The organism is Janthinobacterium sp. 13 (assembly GCF_002749695.1).
Classification (GTDB): domain Bacteria; phylum Pseudomonadota; class Gammaproteobacteria; order Burkholderiales; family Burkholderiaceae_D; genus Janthinobacterium; species Janthinobacterium kumbetense.
Window position 1 is genome coordinate 4,045,192 of record NZ_PEEQ01000001.1, and the last position, 16,776, is coordinate 4,061,967.

Annotated in this window: 11 protein-coding genes; 6 read left to right on the forward strand and 5 right to left on the reverse strand. The window is 64.5% G+C overall.

Annotation, left to right across the window (positions count from 1 at the left end; genetic code table 11):
* Positions 1-67: 67 nt before the first annotated feature.
* From iolG to CLU94_RS17785, 6 genes are read left to right on the forward strand one after another with little or no spacing between them, the layout of a single operon-like run.
* The gene (gene iolG / locus CLU94_RS17760; protein ID WP_099666582.1) at positions 68-1,057 is read left to right on the forward strand and encodes an inositol 2-dehydrogenase; all 990 of its coding nucleotides are present in this window, start codon (positions 68-70) and stop codon (positions 1,055-1,057) included.
* Between the two features lie 12 nt (positions 1,058-1,069).
* Positions 1,070-3,016, forward strand: coding sequence for a bifunctional 5-dehydro-2-deoxygluconokinase/5-dehydro-2-deoxyphosphogluconate aldolase (locus tag CLU94_RS17765; protein ID WP_099666583.1), 1,947 nt, complete (start codon positions 1,070-1,072; stop codon positions 3,014-3,016).
* Positions 3,013-4,866 (forward strand): 3D-(3,5/4)-trihydroxycyclohexane-1,2-dione acylhydrolase (decyclizing), encoded by a 1,854-nt coding sequence (gene iolD, locus CLU94_RS17770; RefSeq protein WP_099666584.1) that lies wholly within the window; start codon positions 3,013-3,015, stop codon positions 4,864-4,866. The genes CLU94_RS17765 and iolD overlap by 4 nt, the downstream gene beginning before the upstream one ends.
* Positions 4,863-5,780, forward strand: coding sequence for a myo-inosose-2 dehydratase (gene iolE, locus CLU94_RS17775; protein ID WP_099664425.1), 918 nt, complete (start codon positions 4,863-4,865; stop codon positions 5,778-5,780). The genes iolD and iolE overlap by 4 nt, the downstream gene beginning before the upstream one ends.
* Positions 5,777-6,571 carry a 5-deoxy-glucuronate isomerase gene (gene iolB, locus CLU94_RS17780; protein WP_099666585.1) on the forward strand — a complete coding sequence of 265 codons (795 nt, stop codon included), beginning with the start codon at positions 5,777-5,779 and terminating at the stop codon, positions 6,569-6,571. The genes iolE and iolB overlap by 4 nt, the downstream gene beginning before the upstream one ends.
* Before the next feature lie 14 nt (positions 6,572-6,585).
* Positions 6,586-8,085 (forward strand): CoA-acylating methylmalonate-semialdehyde dehydrogenase, encoded by a 1,500-nt coding sequence (locus tag CLU94_RS17785; RefSeq protein WP_099666586.1) that lies wholly within the window; start codon positions 6,586-6,588, stop codon positions 8,083-8,085.
* Positions 8,086-8,115: 30 nt separating this feature from the next.
* Here CLU94_RS17785 and CLU94_RS17790 read toward each other — a convergent pair whose 3' ends face one another.
* From CLU94_RS17790 to CLU94_RS17810, 5 genes are all read right to left on the reverse strand, one after another.
* The gene (locus CLU94_RS17790; RefSeq protein WP_143451462.1) at positions 8,116-9,684 is read right to left on the reverse strand and encodes a histidine-type phosphatase; all 1,569 of its coding nucleotides are present in this window, start codon (positions 9,682-9,684) and stop codon (positions 8,116-8,118) included.
* A 91-nt stretch (positions 9,685-9,775) separates the two neighbouring features.
* Positions 9,776-11,395, reverse strand: a complete 1,620-nt coding sequence (locus CLU94_RS17795) for a histidine-type phosphatase (RefSeq protein ID WP_099666588.1) — start codon at positions 11,393-11,395, stop codon at positions 9,776-9,778.
* A gap of 79 nt (positions 11,396-11,474) precedes the next feature.
* The gene (locus CLU94_RS17800; RefSeq protein WP_180278691.1) at positions 11,475-12,875 is read right to left on the reverse strand and encodes an alkaline phosphatase family protein; all 1,401 of its coding nucleotides are present in this window, start codon (positions 12,873-12,875) and stop codon (positions 11,475-11,477) included.
* A 218-nt stretch (positions 12,876-13,093) separates the two neighbouring features.
* Positions 13,094-14,080, reverse strand: coding sequence for a LacI family DNA-binding transcriptional regulator (locus CLU94_RS17805; protein WP_257218861.1), 987 nt, complete (start codon positions 14,078-14,080; stop codon positions 13,094-13,096).
* Positions 14,081-14,262: 182 nt separating this feature from the next.
* Positions 14,263-16,743 (reverse strand): TonB-dependent siderophore receptor, encoded by a 2,481-nt coding sequence (locus CLU94_RS17810; RefSeq protein WP_099666591.1) that lies wholly within the window; start codon positions 16,741-16,743, stop codon positions 14,263-14,265.
* Between the last annotated feature and the right edge of the window lie 33 nt (positions 16,744-16,776).

Sequence of the window (16,776 nt, forward strand, 5' to 3'; positions counted from 1 at the left end):
TTTTTGCTCGGAAATGCACACGTGTGCATTTCCGGGCAGCATTATCCCGACTATCAAGGAGATGGAAATGATTCAAGTGGCATTGTTCGGCGCCGGGCGCATCGGCCGCATTCACGCCGGCAATCTGGTGCGCCAGCCTGGCGTGCGCCTGAAATACGTGGTCGACGTGCATGCGGGCGCGGCGGCGGAAGTGGCGGCCCTGCATGGCGCCAGCGTCGCCAGCGTGGAAGCGGTGCTGGCCGACCCCGAAGTCAAGGCCGTGCTGATCGCGTCGAGCACGGATACGCATGCGGACCTGATCGTGCGCGCAGCGGCCGCCGGCAAGGCCATCTTTTGCGAAAAACCCGTCGACCTGACCCTGGAGCGTGCGCGCGCCGCCGCCGTTGCCGTCAAGGAAGCGGGCGTGCTGTGCATGATCGGCTTCCAGCGCCGCTACGACCCCACGTTTGCCGCCGTCAGGCAGCGTATCGCAGCGGGCGAGATCGGCACGCCTGAGTTGCTCATCGTCACCAGCCGCGATCCCGGCCCGCCACCCGTCAGCTACATCCAGGTATCGGGCGGCATCTTCAAGGATATGCTGATCCACGATTTCGACATTTTCCGCTGGATACTCGACGATGAAGCCGTCAGCGTGCACGCGACGGGCAGCTGCCTGGTCGACCCCGCCATCGGCGCGGTGGGCGACCTCGATTGCACGGCCGTGACCATCCGCACGGCACAAGGCCGCTTGTGCCAGATCAATACCACGCGCCGCGCCGCCTATGGCTACGACCAGCGCTTCGAAGTGCTGGGCAGCGCCGGCATGCTGCAGGCGGGCAACCACAAGCCGACGGAAGTGACGGCCTACGGTTCGGTGAACGTCAGCGTCGACAAGCCGGAAGACTTTTTCCTGGAACGCTACCGCGCCGCCTACGCCAGCGAAATGGCGCACTTTTTCGAGGCCTTTGCCCATGGCGCGCCCTTGCGCACCACCGTCCACGATGGCTTGAAGGCACTGGAACTGGCCGAGGCGGCCACCGTGTCGTGGCGCGAACAGCGCATCGTGCAATTGTCATAAGGAATGCATGTGATGAAGAATACGACTGAATTTTCCCAGAGCCGCGCGCTGGACGTGATCTGCCTGGGCCGCCTGGCGGTGGACCTGTACGCGCAGCAGATCGGCAGCACCCTGGAAGACGCGACCAGTTTCGCCAAGTACCTGGGCGGTTCGTCGGCGAATATCGCCTTCGGCACGGCCCGCCTGGGCTTGAAGTCCGCCATGCTGTCGAAAGTGGGCGACGACCACATGGGCCGTTTCTTGACGGACACCTTGGCGAAAGAGGGTTGCGACGTCAGCCATGTCGGCATCGACCGCGACCGTTTGACGGCGCTGGTGATGCTGGGCATCAAGGATAAAAACACGTTTCCCCTGATTTTCTACCGTGAAAACTGCGCCGACATGGCCATCGAGCCATCCGCCGTCGACGCCGCCTTTATCGCTTCCAGCAAGGCGCTGTTGATCACCGGCACGCATTTTTCGACGGCTACGATGCACGCCGTCAGCACGCAGGCCCTGAAATTGGCGCGCGCCAACAACGTGCGCACCATGCTCGACATCGATTACCGGCCCGTGCTGTGGGGTTTATCGGGCAAGGCGGACGGCGAAACGCGTTTCGTTTCGAACGACGGCGTGACGCGCCACCTGCAGGCGATCTTGCCGCAGTTCGACTTGATCGTCGGCACGGAAGAGGAATTCATGATCGCCGGCGGCGGCGCCGACATCATGGCCTCCCTGCGCGCCGTGCGGGCCGTGAGCGGTGCCACGCTGGTCGTCAAGCGGGGGCCGCTGGGCTGCGCCGTCATCGACGCGGCCATTCCAGCCGGTCTCGATGCGGCTTTCAACTATCAGGGCGTGCGCGTCGAAGTGCTCAACGTGCTGGGTGCCGGGGACGCGTTTCTCTCGGGCTTTTTGAAAGGCTGGCTGCGCGGCGAGGATTACGAGGCGTGCTGCCGCTATGCAAATGGCTGCGGCGCCTTGGTCGTGTCGCGCCACGGTTGCGCGCCGGCCATGCCGTCGCCCATCGAGCTCGACTATTTCCTCGCCAATGCGGCGAAACTGACGCAACCGGACCAGGACGCCACCTTGTCGCGCCTGCACCGCACGACGGTGGCGCGCCCGCAGTGGGACGAGCTGTGCGTGTTCGCGTTTGATCATCGCACGCAATTCTTTGATCTGGCGCAACAGGGCGTTAGTGATGAAGCGCGGATTTCAACGCTGAAGCAACTGTTTGTGCAAGCCGTGGGCCAGACGGAAGCAGCGCGTGGCTTGCAGGGCGGCACGGGCGTGCTGATCGATGACCGCTATGGCGTCGATGCGCTCAACGATGCGACCGGGCGCGGCTGGTGGATCGGCCGTCCTGTCGAGATGCCGGGATCGAACCCGCTGCAGTTCGACTGGGGCCGCTCGCTGGCGTCGCGCCTGACGCAGTGGCCCAAGGAACACGTGATCAAGTGCCTGGTGCAGTTGCACCCGGACGATACGCCGGAAAACCGCCTGGAGCAGGAAGCGCAGATCAAGGGCTTGTACGACGCGGCGCAAATCACGGGCCATGAGTTGCTGCTGGAAATTATTCCTGCGAAGTCCTTGCCGCAGCACGACGACACGGTCTTGCGCGCCGTCAAGCGCCTGTACAACCTGGGCATTTACCCGGAATGGTGGAAGCTGGAAAGCATGTCAGCCCAGCAATGGCAAGCGATCGATGCCCTCGTGCACGAGCGCGATCCGTATTGCCGTGGCGTCGTCCTGCTGGGCTTGAACGCGCCGATTGCCGCCCTGGCCGCCAGTTTTGAGCAAGCCAGTGCCAGCACGACGTGCCGCGGCTTCATGGTGGGCCGCACCATCTTCCAGGAACCGAGCCGCCGCTGGCTGGCCGGAGAGCTGGACGACGCGGGCTTGATCGCCGCAGTGCGCGCCAACTTCGAGCAGCTCATCGCCCTGTGGCAGCGTACGCGCAACCGCCTGGAGCGTGCAGCATGAGCGCTACCCTACACAAAACCATCCGCTTGACCATGGCCCAGGCTTTAGTCCGCTACCTGGCCGCCCTGCGCACGGAAGAGGGCGATGGTTCCTTGACCCCCCTGTTCGGCGGTGCCTTCGCCATCTTTGGCCACGGCAACGTGGCCGGCATCGGCGAGGCGCTGTACCAATACAAGGAGGTGTTTCCCACGTACCGCGCCCACAACGAGCAGGCGATGGCGCACTCGGCCATTGCCTATGCGAAAGCCCACATGCGCCGGCGCATGCTGGCCGTCACCAGTTCCATCGGCCCCGGCGCCACCAATTTGCTGACGGCCGCCGCGCTGGCCCACGTGAATCGCTTGCCGGTATTGCTGTTGCCCGGCGACGTGTTCGTCTCGCGCGCGCCGGACCCCGTGTTGCAGCAGCTGGAAGACGCCGGCGACGGCAGCGTTTCCGTCAACGATGCCTTCAAGCCGCTGTCGCGTTACTTCGACCGCATCGTGTATCCGGAGCAATTGCTGACGGCCTTGCCGCGCGCCATCGCCGCCTTGACGGACCCGGCTGCCTGCGGTCCCGTCACGTTATCCTTGCCGCAAGATGTGCAAACGATGGCGTATGACTATCCGGCCGATTTCTTTACGCCGCGCACCGTGCGTTTCCGCGCCGTGCCGCCCGTCGAGCAGGAACTGGAAGAAGCGGCCGCCTTGCTGAAACACGCGAAACAGCCGCTGATCGTGGCCGGCGGCGGCGTGCTGTACGGCCAGGCCAGCGCCGCCTTGCAGGCGTTTGCCGAGCGCCACGGCATCCCCGTGGCGGAAACCCAGGCCGGTAAAAGTTCCCTGCCGTGGGACCATCCGCTGCAGCTGGGCGCCATCGGCGTCACCGGCTCGCCCGCCGCAAATGCCCTGGCGGCGCAGGCGGACGTGGTGCTGGCCGTGGGCACGCGCTTGCAGGATTTCACGACGGGCTCGAATTCGTTGTTTGCGCAAGCGCAACTGGTCAGCCTGAACGTCAACGCTTTCGATGCGCTGAAACGCCGTGGCCTGGGCGTGCAGGCGGACGCGACACTTGGCTTGCAGGGCTTGTCGCGGTACTTGCCTAATTGGAATAGCGCGGGCCAATGGCTGGACCGCGCGCAGCAGGCGGGCCAGGCCTGGCGCGCGACGGTGGCCACGATTACAGGCCAGCGCGAGGTGGCAGGCTTGCCGTATGACGGCGAAGTCATCGGCGCCGTGCAGCGCTCTTCACCGGACTCGACCAGCAACGACATCGTCGTTTGCGCGGCGGGGACGCTGCCGGCCGAGCTGCACAAACTGTGGCGCACCAGCACGCCCGGCGGCTACCACATGGAATACGGCTATTCGTGCATGGGCTATGAAATCGCCGGCGGCCTGGGCGTCAAGATGGCGAAACCGGATGCCGAGGTTGTCGTCATGGTGGGCGACGGCAGTTATCTGATGATGAATTCGGAAATCGCCACCTCCGTCATGCTGGACAAAAAACTCATCATCGTCGTGCTCGACAACCGGGGTTACGGCTGCATCAACCGCCTGCAGCAGGCGTGCGGCAACGCGTCATTCAACAATATGTTGCCCGACAGCGCACCCGCCATCGACTTCGCCCTGCACGCACGCTCGCTGGGCGCGCTGTCCGAGCACGTGGCCAACATCGCCGAACTGGAACAGGCGATGCTGCGCGCCCGCGCCGCCAGCCGCACCTACTTGATCTGCATCAATACGGACGCCACGCGCACGACCGAGGAGGGCGGTTGCTGGTGGGAAGTGGCCGTACCCGAAGTCTCGACGCAAGCCGGCGTGCAAGCGGCGCGCGCCCGTTATGAACTTGACCGCCAAGGACAACAAAAATGACTACTACATGGAATGTGAAGATCGGCATCAACCCGATCTCGTGGATGAACGACGATTTGCCATCGCTCGGGGGAGAAACCCCGCTGGAAACAGCCTTGAAGGAAGGCGCCGAGATCGGCTACGTGGGTTTTGAACTGGGCAACAAGTTTCCCAAGGATGCCCCGGCCCTGAACGCCGTGCTGGGCAAATATAATCTCGCCTGCGTGTCCGGCTGGTATTCGGGACGGCTGGCGCACCGGTCCGTGGAAGAGGAAATTGCCGCCGTCGGGCCGCATCTGCGCTTGCTGGCCGACAGCGGCGCCACCGTCATGGTCTACGGCGAAGTGGCGGACGCGATCCAGGGCGAAGCCCGCCCGTTGTATAAGCGCCCGCGCTTCCAGTCGCCGCAGCAATGGCAGGACTACGCCGACAAACTGACGGCGTTTGCGAAACACTTGCTCGGCCACGGCGTGCGCCTGGCCTACCACCACCACATGGGCGCCTACGTGGAAACGCCGACGGACGTGGACCAATTGATGGCCTTGACGGGGGCCGAGGTCGGCTTGCTGTTCGACACGGGCCACATCACCTTTGCCGGCGGCGATGCGCTGGCGGTCTTGAACAAGCACATCGATCGCATCTGCCACGTGCATTGCAAGGATGTGCGCCCCAACGTGGTGAAACTGGCGAGAAATGGCCACTGGAGTTTCCTGCAGGCCGTCATCAATGGCGCCTTCAGCGTGCCCGGCGACGGCAGCATCGACTTTCCGGCCATCCTGACGCGCCTGTATTTGCACGGCTACGAGGGCTGGCTGGTGGTGGAAGCGGAGCAAGATCCGGCCGTGGCCCCCAGTTATCAGTATGCCAAGATGGGCCACGATTACCTGGCACGCCTGGTCGACGCGATTCCCCGCCTGGGGCGGGAGGCGGCATGAGCCCGCTGCTGGTCAAGGCGAGGGCCGGTTCGGCCATCGTCGAAGTGACGCCAGAGTCGGCCGGCTGGACGCACGTGGGCTTCGCCGCGCACCGTCTGGCGGCAGGCGAACAGCTGACTTTGGAGACGGGCAGCCGCGAACTGTGCCTCGTCGTGCTGACGGGCACGGTCACCGTGCAGGCGGGCGGGCAGACCTGGGAAGCCATCGGCAATCGCCAGAGCGTGTTTGAAGACGTCTCGCCCTACGCCGTGTATGCGCCGCTGGAAACCACGGTCGGCATCACGGCCGTGAGCAACGCGGAAGTGGCGCTGTGCAGCGCGCCGGCCACCACCCATCGCCCGGCGCGCCTGATCGACCCGCAGTCGATGACGCGTTCCGTGCGCGGCAAGGGGGCGAACACCCGCTATGTGTGCGACATCCTGCCGCAGACGGCCGAGGCCGATGGCTTGCTGGTGGTGGAAGTGGTCACGCCGTCCGGCCATTCGTCCAGCTATCCGCCGCACAAGCACGACAGCGACAATATCCCGCTGGAAAGTTCGCTGGAAGAAACGTATTACCACCGCATCAATCCCGAGCAGGGCTTTGCGTACCAACGCGTCTACACGGACGACCGCAGCATCGACGAAGCCATGGCCGTGGAAAACCACGACGTGGTGATGGTGCCCAGGGGTTACCACCCCGTCACCGTGCCGTATGGTTACGATGGCTATTACCTGAACGTGATGGCCGGCCCGCAACGCGTGTGGCATTTTAAAAACGACCCGGCCCATGACTGGCTGATGACGAAATAACCAAGGACAAGACAATGACTACCCCGATGATCGGCCACTTTATTGGTGGCAACCCCATGGCGTCGCGCTCCGAGCGCACCAGCGACGTGTTCAACCCCGCTACGGGCGCCGTCACGGCGAAAGTATCGCTGGCGACGCCTTCCGAGCTGAACGCGGCCGTGGCCGCCGCCCACGCGGCCTTTCCCGCCTGGTCGCAGACCTCGCCCCTGCGCCGCGCCCGCGTCATGTTCAAGTTCAAGGAGTTGCTGGAAGAACATGCGGATCAATTGGCGGCCCTGATCACGGCCGAGCACGGCAAGGTGTTCACGGATGCCAAAGGGGAAGTGACGCGCGGCATCGAAGTGGTGGAATTTGCCTGCGGCATCCCGCAAATGATGAAGGGAGAATATTCGGAGCAAGTGGCCGGCGGCATCGACGCCTGGTCGATCCGCCAGGCGCTGGGCGTGTGCGTCGGCATCACGCCGTTCAATTTCCCCGTGATGGTGCCGATGTGGATGTTCCCGATGGCGATTGCCTGCGGCAATACCTTCGTCTTGAAACCGTCCGAGCGCGACCCGTCGGCGAGCCTGCTGCTGGCGCAGCTGTTGACGGACGCCGGTTTGCCGGACGGCGTCTTCAACGTGGTGCAGGGAGACAAGGAAGCCGTGGATGGCTTGCTGCACCACCCTGACGTGCGCGCCGTCAGTTTCGTCGGTTCCACGCCGATTGCCGAGTATATTTATGCCACTGGCTGCGCCCAGGGCAAGCGCGTGCAAGCGCTGGGCGGCGCGAAAAATCACATGGTCGTCATGCCGGACGCGGACATTCCCCAGACGGTCGACGCCCTGATGGGCGCCGCCTTCGGTTCGGCTGGCGAGCGCTGCATGGCCATTTCCGTCGTCGTGGCGGTGGGCAATGTGGCCGATCAATTGGTCGAGGCGCTGGTGCCCCGCATCGCGGCCCTGAAAATCACCCAAGGCATGGATTTACAGGCGGAAATGGGGCCTGTCGTCACGCAAGTGCACAAGGACAAAATTGCCGGCTACATCGCCACGGGCGTCAAGGAAGGCGCCAAGCTGGTCAGCGATGGGCGCGGTTTCGTCTTGCCCGGCCACGAAAAGGGCTTTTTCCTCGGCGGCAGCCTGTTCGACCACGTCACGCCGGACATGACGATCTATAAAGAGGAAATCTTCGGCCCCGTGCTGTGCATCGTGCGCGTGCCCGATTTCGCCACGGCGCTGGACCTGGTCAACGCGCACGAGTACGGCAACGGCACGGCGATTTATACGCGCGACGGCAATACGGCACGTGAATACACGCACCGCGTGCAAGTCGGGATGGTGGGCGTCAACGTGCCGATCCCCGTGCCGATGGCCTTCCACAGCTTCGGCGGCTGGAAGCGCAGCCTGTTCGGCGACCACCACGCGCACGGCCCGGAATCCGTGCGTTTCTACACGAAACAGAAGGCCGTCACGCAGCGTTGGCCGGCCTCGACGGCTGCCGGAGCGGAGTTTGCCATGCCGACCTTGAAGTAAGGTGCGATGGCGGCGCGCAGCATCAGCGCGTCAGGGCGCCGCCACGTGGCCGTAGCAGCTTTTCAGCTTTGCGTAGTCATAGAAGATGCTGTCCGGCGCGATGCGGGCGCCGTCGCATGCAGGCTGGAAGCTGGTTTCCTTTTCGTTGTACAGCAGGCGCACGATCAGTTGTCCTGCGCTGTTGCGGTACACATCCCACTGCATGTTGGCCGCCAGCGGCGAGACGTTCTGGCCGCGCCATTGATCGCTTTGATAACTGTCGCTGGCCGATACCGGCAAGGGGGCCAGCGCCTGTTGCAAGCCCATGGCCGAGGCGAGCGGAATGATCATCTCGGCGTGCGTGAAACGCAGCTTGGCCGCGTGGCGCAAATCTCCCTTGGCCAGCGCATCGACTTCCTTGAAAAAATCGTCGCGCAAGGCCAGTGCGAAGCGCCAGGTCACGCCGCTGCTTTCCGTGGTGGCCGGCCCTTTCTGGTAAAAATCCTCGTGGTCGGCGATATAAGCGTAGTAGCGCGCATCCTCGGTGGGCATGTAGCGGCCGAAATCGGCCGGCATTTCATGGCGCATGCCGGCAGCGATCGCGTACAGCTCATACAGTTTCGTCGCGGCCGCATGCAGGCTGCGGATGACCGTCTTGCCGCTGCCCGTCATGGTGCGCGTGAGCTGGCCGTCCGCGCTGGTGAAAGTGTAGCTGCCCGTATCCGTATAGCTGGCGCCGCTGCGCTCAAGCTGGTCGAGGAAGGCGGGTGCAAACAGCCGTTCGAGCACGTGGCGCGCATGCGCGGCCGCTTCCGGTTTTCTGGCCGGGGCATCCATCAGGGCGTGCAGCTGCTTGGTTCTTTCATAGTACTGGTAGGCCTGGCTGGCGGCATAGGTGGCGTAATGCGGGTTGGCGGGATCGGCGACAAAATCCGTTTGCGGCGCCAGCTTGTGCGCATACAGCAGGAAGCGGTTCACGCCATCGGGCTGCGCCACTGCCTTGCGTCCCTGCGGATACGGCGCCGGCGCGGGCGGCAGGTATAACAAGGGCGCCAGCGCGGGCGCGTGTTCGAGCAGCGACTGCGTGAAAAAGCGCGCACTGTCGCGCGCGCGGTCCACGCCGGAATGGATGGTGACGAGCTGGCGCGGCGCCGTCGCGGCGTCTTGCCCCACTTGCGCGAACAGGGTGGGCAGGCGCGCCAGCATGCGCACGGCCAGTTGCCGGTGTTCCTCGATGCCAGTCCGCGACAGATTGCCGTAGCCGGGCCGCTCGATGCCGGCCACGCCGTAACCGAGCAAGGCGTTCGCCTGCATCAGGGCCAGGATGTCGGGACCCAGTTCGCGCCCCAAAGGCGTGAGCGCATCCTGCGCGGCGGCTTGCTGCCACATCGCATACAGGGCTGCATCGTTTTTCATGCTGGTGAGGCCCCGCGAGCCGTGGCGTGCCACCAGCTGCGTGAAGATGGGCTGGAAACCGGCGGGAGGCGCGGCATAGGTGGCCGGGTCCTGCTGCGGCGCATACGGCGTCTTGGTCTGGTAATGGCCTTCCGCGGCCTGGGCGGGAGCGGCGCAGATGGTGAGGGCCAGCAGCATGCTGGGCAAGGGGAGCGGTGGGGGCATGGCGATTCGTAGGTGACGTGATTGGTTCTTACGTGCAAGCCTAGCAGCAAACGTCCAACAGGCGGGCACGGCTGCCCGCCTGCATTCGTACTTACTGCGCCACGTGGCCGTAGCAGGTCTTCAGCTTCGCATACACATAGAAATGGCTGCCGGCGGCAAAGCGGGCGCCATCGCAGGTGGACTGGAAGTCCGTTTCCTTTTCGTTGTACAGCATTTTCACGAGCACATTGCCGCCGGCGTCGCGGTACACATCCCACTGCATGTTGGCCGCCATCGGCGCCACGTACAGGCCGCGCCAGCTGCTGTTGTCATAGCTGTAGGTCTGCGCCGCCGGCAGCGCGCCGACGACGCTCTTCAGGCCCATGGCCGTGGCCAGCGGAATGATGGCTTCCGCATGCGTGAAGCGCAGCTTGGCGCCGTGCGACAGGTCGCCGCGCGCGATGGCGTCCACTTCCGTGAAGAAGTCGTCGCGCAGCGCGCGCACGTAGTTCCAGGTGATGCCGGCGCTTTCCGTGGTACCGGGGCCCTTGTTGTAAAAATCCTGGTAATCCTGCACGAAGGCCTGGTACTTGGCCGCGTCCGACGGCATGTATTGCACGAAGTCGGCTTTCACTTCGTTCGTCATGCCGGCCATGATGGCGTACAGGTTGTACAGCACCGAGGCGGCATCGGCCAGGCCCTTGATGGTGGTGCCGCCGTCGCCCGTGACGGTGTTGGTGAACTTGCCGTCGTCGCTGGTAAAACTGTAGGTACCCGTGTTGGCGAAGCGGTAAGTGCCGTTGTCGATCTTGTCGACGAATGTCTTGGTGAACAAGCGTTCCAGTACTTCGCGGCCCAGGGTACGCGCCGTGGCATCCGTGTCGATGGCCGTGTATTTGGCCAGGAAACCGGGACTTTCCAGGTAGGCCTGGTAGGCCTGGCTATCCTGGTAAGTCTGGTAATGGCTGTCGAGGGTATCGGTGACGAGGTCCGTCTTCGGCACCAGCTTGTGCGCATACAGCAGGAAGCGGTTGGTGCCGTCGGGCTGCACCACGGGCTTGCCGGCCGGGTAGCCGGTCGGGGCGGGCGGCAGGGTAATCAGCGGCGCGACGTTTGGTGCCGTGGCGGCCAGCGACTGCGCAAAGTACGCGGCGCTGTCCTTGGCGCGGTCCACGCCGGAACTGACGGTGACGATCTGGCGCGGTGCGCTGGCGGCATTGCTACCCAGTTGCGTGAACAGGGCAGGCAGGCGCGCCAGCATGCGCACGGCCAGCTGCTTGTGTTCATTGATGCCCGTCTGCGACAGGTTGCCGTAGCCTGGCGCCGTGATGCCGTCCACGCCGTAGCCGAGCAGCGCGTTGGCCTTCATCAGTTTCAGGATGTCGGCGCCCAGCTTTTGCCCCAGCGGCGTGAGCGCATCGTCGGCTGCAGCCCGTTGCCAGACGTTGTAGAAGGCGGCGTCATACTTCATGCTCGACAGGCCGCGCGAACCGTGGCGGGCCACCAGTTCGGTGAACACGGGCGCGTAGCCGGCAGGTGCCGCTTCATACGTGGCCGCATCCTGCTGCGGCGTGTAGGGCGTCTTGGTCTGGTAGTAGGTGGCGGGGGCGGCCGGCGTCACGGGCGGCGTTACCGGGGGCGTGACGGGGACGGGCGGTGTATCGTCGCCGCCGCCACAGGCGGCCAGGGAAAGCATTAGGAGGGACAGGGGGAGATGGCGTGCGCGCAGCATGGTGTTTCCTTCAGGTGTGGTTAGCCCAGGCGCGCCGTGCAGATGGCGCACCCGGGGCAGACAGGCAGGGGAATGGGTATTACAGCTTGAGGGCTTTGGCCAGGCTGTTGGCGCGCGCATCGCGCTCGCTCAAGGGCGCCAGGCCATGGCGTTCCTCGATGAACTTCAGGATCGACACGGTTTCATACTCGGTATGGTCGATATGCCCGCCTTCGCTGAAGGGCGAGATGACCAGTGCGGGGATGCGCGTGGCCGGGCCGAATCGGTCGCCTTTCGGTGGCGCCACGTGGTCCCAGAAACCGCCGTTTTCATCGGTGGTGACGATGATGACGGTGTCCTTCCATTGCGGGCCTTCCATGATGGCGTTGATGATGGCCACGCCTTCGTCGTCGCCGGCCGCCACGCTCGATTTATCCATCCCCGGATGCATGTTCTTCTTGCCCATGGGCTTGTAGAACGAGACGGGCGGCAGCTTGCCTGCCTGGACGTCGGCGAGCATGTCGGAGCGGTCCTTCAGGTGCGTGGCGCGCTGCTGCGGGCTGTCGATGAAGCGCTTGAAGTAGGTGAACGGCTGGTGGTGATATGAGAAATCGTCGGCCTTCTTGCCCGATTTGGTCGAGGCGACGGCGATGTCGTAGCCGTCCGCATAATAGACCCAGGAGATGCCCTTGTCCGTCAGGCGGTCGCCGATGGTGGGCATGGTTTGCGGCGGCAGGAACGTCTGTTTTTTTGTCGGATCGAACAGCAGCGGGCCCTGCATGGTGTTGACGGCGTAGCCGTCCTGCGTCACTTCCGCTTCCTCGCCCTTCTTGTGGCCCGTGCCGCGCTCATCCTGGGCGACGATGGACTTGGGCGCATTCGGGAACACGGGCGTGCAGGCGCAGGTCAGCCACATGTGGTTGAGGAAGGAGCCGCCGTAGGCGGACTGGAAGAAGCGGTCGGCCAAGGTGTAGCGTTGCGCCAGCGCCCACAGTTTGAGCTTGCTGCCGTCGAAATAGCCCATGGGCAGGGCACCCGTATTGCCCTCGACGACGAAGCGGTCATTCTTGCCGTCGTTGATTTGGCGCTTGTGCGTCCAGAACGCGTGCACGGGACTGGCCGTCTTGTCGCCCAGCGAGACGCTCGGCTCCATGCGGAAGGGCGCGTTGGCGATGTCGGTCTTGAAGCGCTGGTCCAGGCCGCCCTTGTCGAGTGCCACGGCGGGCAGCATGGCATAGGGCTTGCCATCGGGGGCGGTCTGCGTGGTGGTGTCGGGCGCGTGGCCATTGGCGATGCCGTCGGCACCGGGGAAGGTGCCGAACAGGTGGTCGAAGCTGCGGTTTTCCATGTACACGACGACGATCTGGCCGATCTTCGCCAGCTTCGGATCGGCGGCGACTACGGCGGCCATATTGTGCTGCGTGCCGGCGGGAGTGGTGCAGGCCGCCAGACCGATGGCCCCTGCGCCGAACAGGGCGATTCTTAGAACGTGGTTCAACATAACAGTCTCCTTGATGGCGCCTCCGTGGATGGGGCGCTTTTTTAGTGGTGTGGCCAGAACTGGCCTGTCTGAAGAAATTGCACACGTGTGCAGCACGCGTGTGCAAACAGTAACCCGGATTTTTTTTGATGTCAACAAGTACAGGCGGGGGACGAAAAAGTGTGGAAAACGGGGAACGGCGGGCAGATGGCGTTGCGCCATCTGCCGCATTGAATGGCTTAGCGCGTCGTGCCGCGCCGCACCAGGGTGACGGGCACTTCCTTCAGGCGGCCCGGCATGGCAAATTTTTCCATGCGCTCGACCAGGCTCTTGACGGCGCGGCGCGCCAGTTCGCCCGCGTCCTGGCGGATGGTGGTCAGCTGGTAGGCATCCAGCGCGGCCATGGGAATGTCGTCGAAGCCGATCACCTGCAGTTGCGCGGGCACGTTGATGCCATACTTGCTGCGCGCCGCGTCGATGAAGCCGCAGGCGATCAGGTCGGTGGCGCAAAAGACGCCGTCAGGCAGTTTGCCCGAGGCGAGCAGGGCGTCGGCCGCTTCCTGGCCCGCCTGGTAGCCGATGGCGTCGGCCAGGTATTCGCCGGCCGTGCAGCGTTTCTTCGCCACGGCCGGCGCCAGGTGGTCGAGGAAGGCCTGGCCGCGCGCGATGCCGCTGAAACTGCTGGCGCGCGTGTTGATGAAGGTCAGCCGTTTGGCGCCGCTGTCGAGCAGGGTGCTGGCCGCCAGTTCGCCGCCGTGGCGGTTGTCGCTATTGACCACGTCCACGCCTTTCAGGTCGCGCGCGCGGTTGATCATGGCCACCGGCACTTGCCGCTGCAGGTATTCCGTGGCGACGGCGGACGGCGGCGAGCCGGACGTCATGATGACGCCGGAAATCTTGTAGCTGAGGAGGATGCGCAGCAATTCGCTGAGGCGCTCGGGGTCTTCTGCATTCATCAGCAGCGGCACCAGCGCATGTTCGCTCAGGCTGCGCGTGACTTCGCCCAGCAGGGCCACGCGGAACGGGTCCGTGAAGCCCGTGATGACGACGCCCACCAGGTTGCTTTGTCCCTGGTTCATGCTGCGCGCCAGGATGTTGACCTGGTAGCCCAGCGATTGTGCGGCTTCCATCACGCGGGCCCGCGTTTCGGGCGCCACGCTGGCGCCGGGCGTGAACGTGCGCGAGACGGCGGAGCGGGAGACGCCGGCCCGTTTGGCGACGTCCACCGAAGTGACCCAAGACTTGTCTTTTTGTTCCATTGACGGTGTAGATGAATGAGAGGCCGATGCACGATGCGGTGCGGCGCAATGCCGCGCCATCATCTTAGCCGAAAATCCCGGCCGCGGCGCAAACTGAATGCCAGTCCCGCGCCATGGCCAGTGTGCCGGTGCTCAGCCTCTCGATCGTCTTACCACTTCGGCGTGTACTTCAGGGTGAACTGCACGTTGCGCGGGTCGCCATAGTAGTTATTCGACCCGGTGGTGTTGTAGGCCGGGATGATGTAGCGCTTGTCGAAGACGTTGTTGATATTGAGCGACAGGGCCACTTGCGGCGTGGCTTGCCAGGCCATGCGTGCATTCCAGATCGAGACGCCGGCAACCTTGAAGGTGCTATTGGTATCGAGCGTATGGCTTTGCGTGTTGACGCCGGCGCCCACGCTGAATTTGTCCCAGGCGCCGGGCAGCGTGTAGCTGGACCACACGCGCAGCATGTGCTTGGGCGTCCAGGTGGAAAAGACCTTGCCCTGCTCGTCCGGGTCGTTCAGATAGGTCGTCGTCGTATAGGCGTAGCCGGCCGACAGCTGCAAGCCGCGCGCCACTTCGCCCGACACTTCCGCTTCCAGGCCCTGGCTGCGCACCTTGCCCGAGGCGCGCGAGCAGTACCCGTTGGGGCACACCATGCCCGCAGCATAGTCGGTGACGGCACGGTTCTTGTGGTCGTAGCGGAACACGGCCAGCGAGGTGTTGACCTTGCCATCCATCAGCTCCCCCTTGATGCCCGCCTCGTAGTTGGTGCCCGTGATGGGCTTGAGGACCTTGTCTTGCGCATCGCGGATACTTTGCGGCGTGAAGATGTCGGCATAGCTGGCGTAGGCCGACCATTGCGGATCGAGCGCGTAGATCAGGCCTACCGATGGCGTGAACTTGGCGGTGGCGTTGAGCTGTTCTTCAGGACCTTTGGGCGTCGCATACACGAAGTCGTACCAGCTGAAGCGTCCACCCAGCACGGCTTTCAGCTTGCTGGTCAGCTGGCCGTTCCAGCTGCCATACAGGCCTTTCTGGCGTATTTCATAGGTGCTGACGGGACGCACGCCCTTCGGGCGCGCGGCGATGCTGTCGAGGTCTTGCCATGGGCGGTTGTGCCTGATGTTGAAGACGTCCGCACCGGATTCCCAGACGCGGGCGTAGACGTCGTCCGACGCCATCGTGACATAGCTGGCGCCGACGAGGACTTCTTGCGCGATGCCCAGGCCGTCGAATTTACCGCGCACGTAGGTATCGATGCCGCGCTTGCGGTTGTCGAAATCCATGCCAAAGTCGGCATAGCTCGCGCCGCTGCCGTCGGGATTGATGGGCAAGGCCACGCGCTGGTGCACGGAGCCGGTGTTTTCCTTCATGTTCACGGCGGATGCCTTCAGGCTCCACTGGCTGTTGAAATGGTGTTCCAGATCGAGATACACGTTGGTTTGTTTGGCTTCGCTGCGGTTCCAGTCGGCGCCCGTGAAGGTGGAGCGGGGCAGGTTCAGCGCGCTGCCGTCCGCGTAGCGGGGCAGGCCGATAAAGGCGGGACGGCCGTGGTCGTTGACGTTGCTGATGGCCAGGCCCAGGGTGGTGGCCGGTCCCAGGTCGTAGTCGAGCGCCGCGTACAGGGTGCGGTTCTGGCTCCACACCTGGTCGACGAAGGAATGGGTATCGTCTTCATCGACGATGGCGCGTCCGCGCAGGCTGCCGTCCGCATTCAGGGGCATGCTGACGTCGAGCTGGGCGCCGTAATGGTCCCACGAGCCGGCGCGCGCCGTCATGCTGACACTGCGCTCGGCGGTCGGGCGCTTGCGCACCAGGCTGACGGAGCCGCCGGGACTGCCCGTGCCGACCAGCATGCCCGCGGCGCCGCGCAGCACTTCCAGGCGGTCGTAGATGACCATGTTTTCCTGGCCCCAGTTGCCCAGCGCATAGGTATTGCGGTCGATGGGCACGCCATCGTACTGCCATTGGTCGATCTGGAAGCCGCGCGCCGTGATCACCACGCCCGGTCCCACGCCATGCACGCCTACCACGCCGGTGACGTTGTTGACGGCTTCGCGCAAGTCCGTGATGCCCTGGTCGTCCAGGCGCTGGCGCGTCAGCACACTCACGGATTGGGGGATGTCCTTCATCGATTGCTCGCCCTTGCCGATGGTGAGCTTGCGCGCCGTGTAGGAGCCGCTGCCTTCCGTGGTGGCGCCTTGCTCGGCCTTGCCAACGATGGTAATCGAGGGCATGGTGCGTTCGGCCGCTGAAGCAGCGCCGATCGCCGCCGTGGGCGGGGACGCCGGCGTGGCCACCAGCACATAGCCGGTCGGCGTCTTGCCGATGGCGTAGCCGCTGCCGCGCAGCAGGACGGCGAAACCGTCATCGATGGCGTAGCTGCCTTGCAGGCCTGCACTGGTCAAGCCCTGCACCCGGGATGCATCGATGACGATGGACACGCCCGCCTGCTGCGCATAGCGGTTCAGGGCGCCGGCCAGCGGGCCGGCGGGGATGGCGTAGCTGGCGACAGCCGGGGCAGCCTGGGCGACTGCCTGGGCGTGCAGGCCGGCGCTTGCCAGCAGCATGGCCGCCAGGGCGAGCGGACGCAGGCGCGTGCGCAGGGTGTTCGGGGAGGAAACGGCAACGACTTGAGCGTACATGGTGACAGCCTTTTTTGAATGATCTCAGCTGCC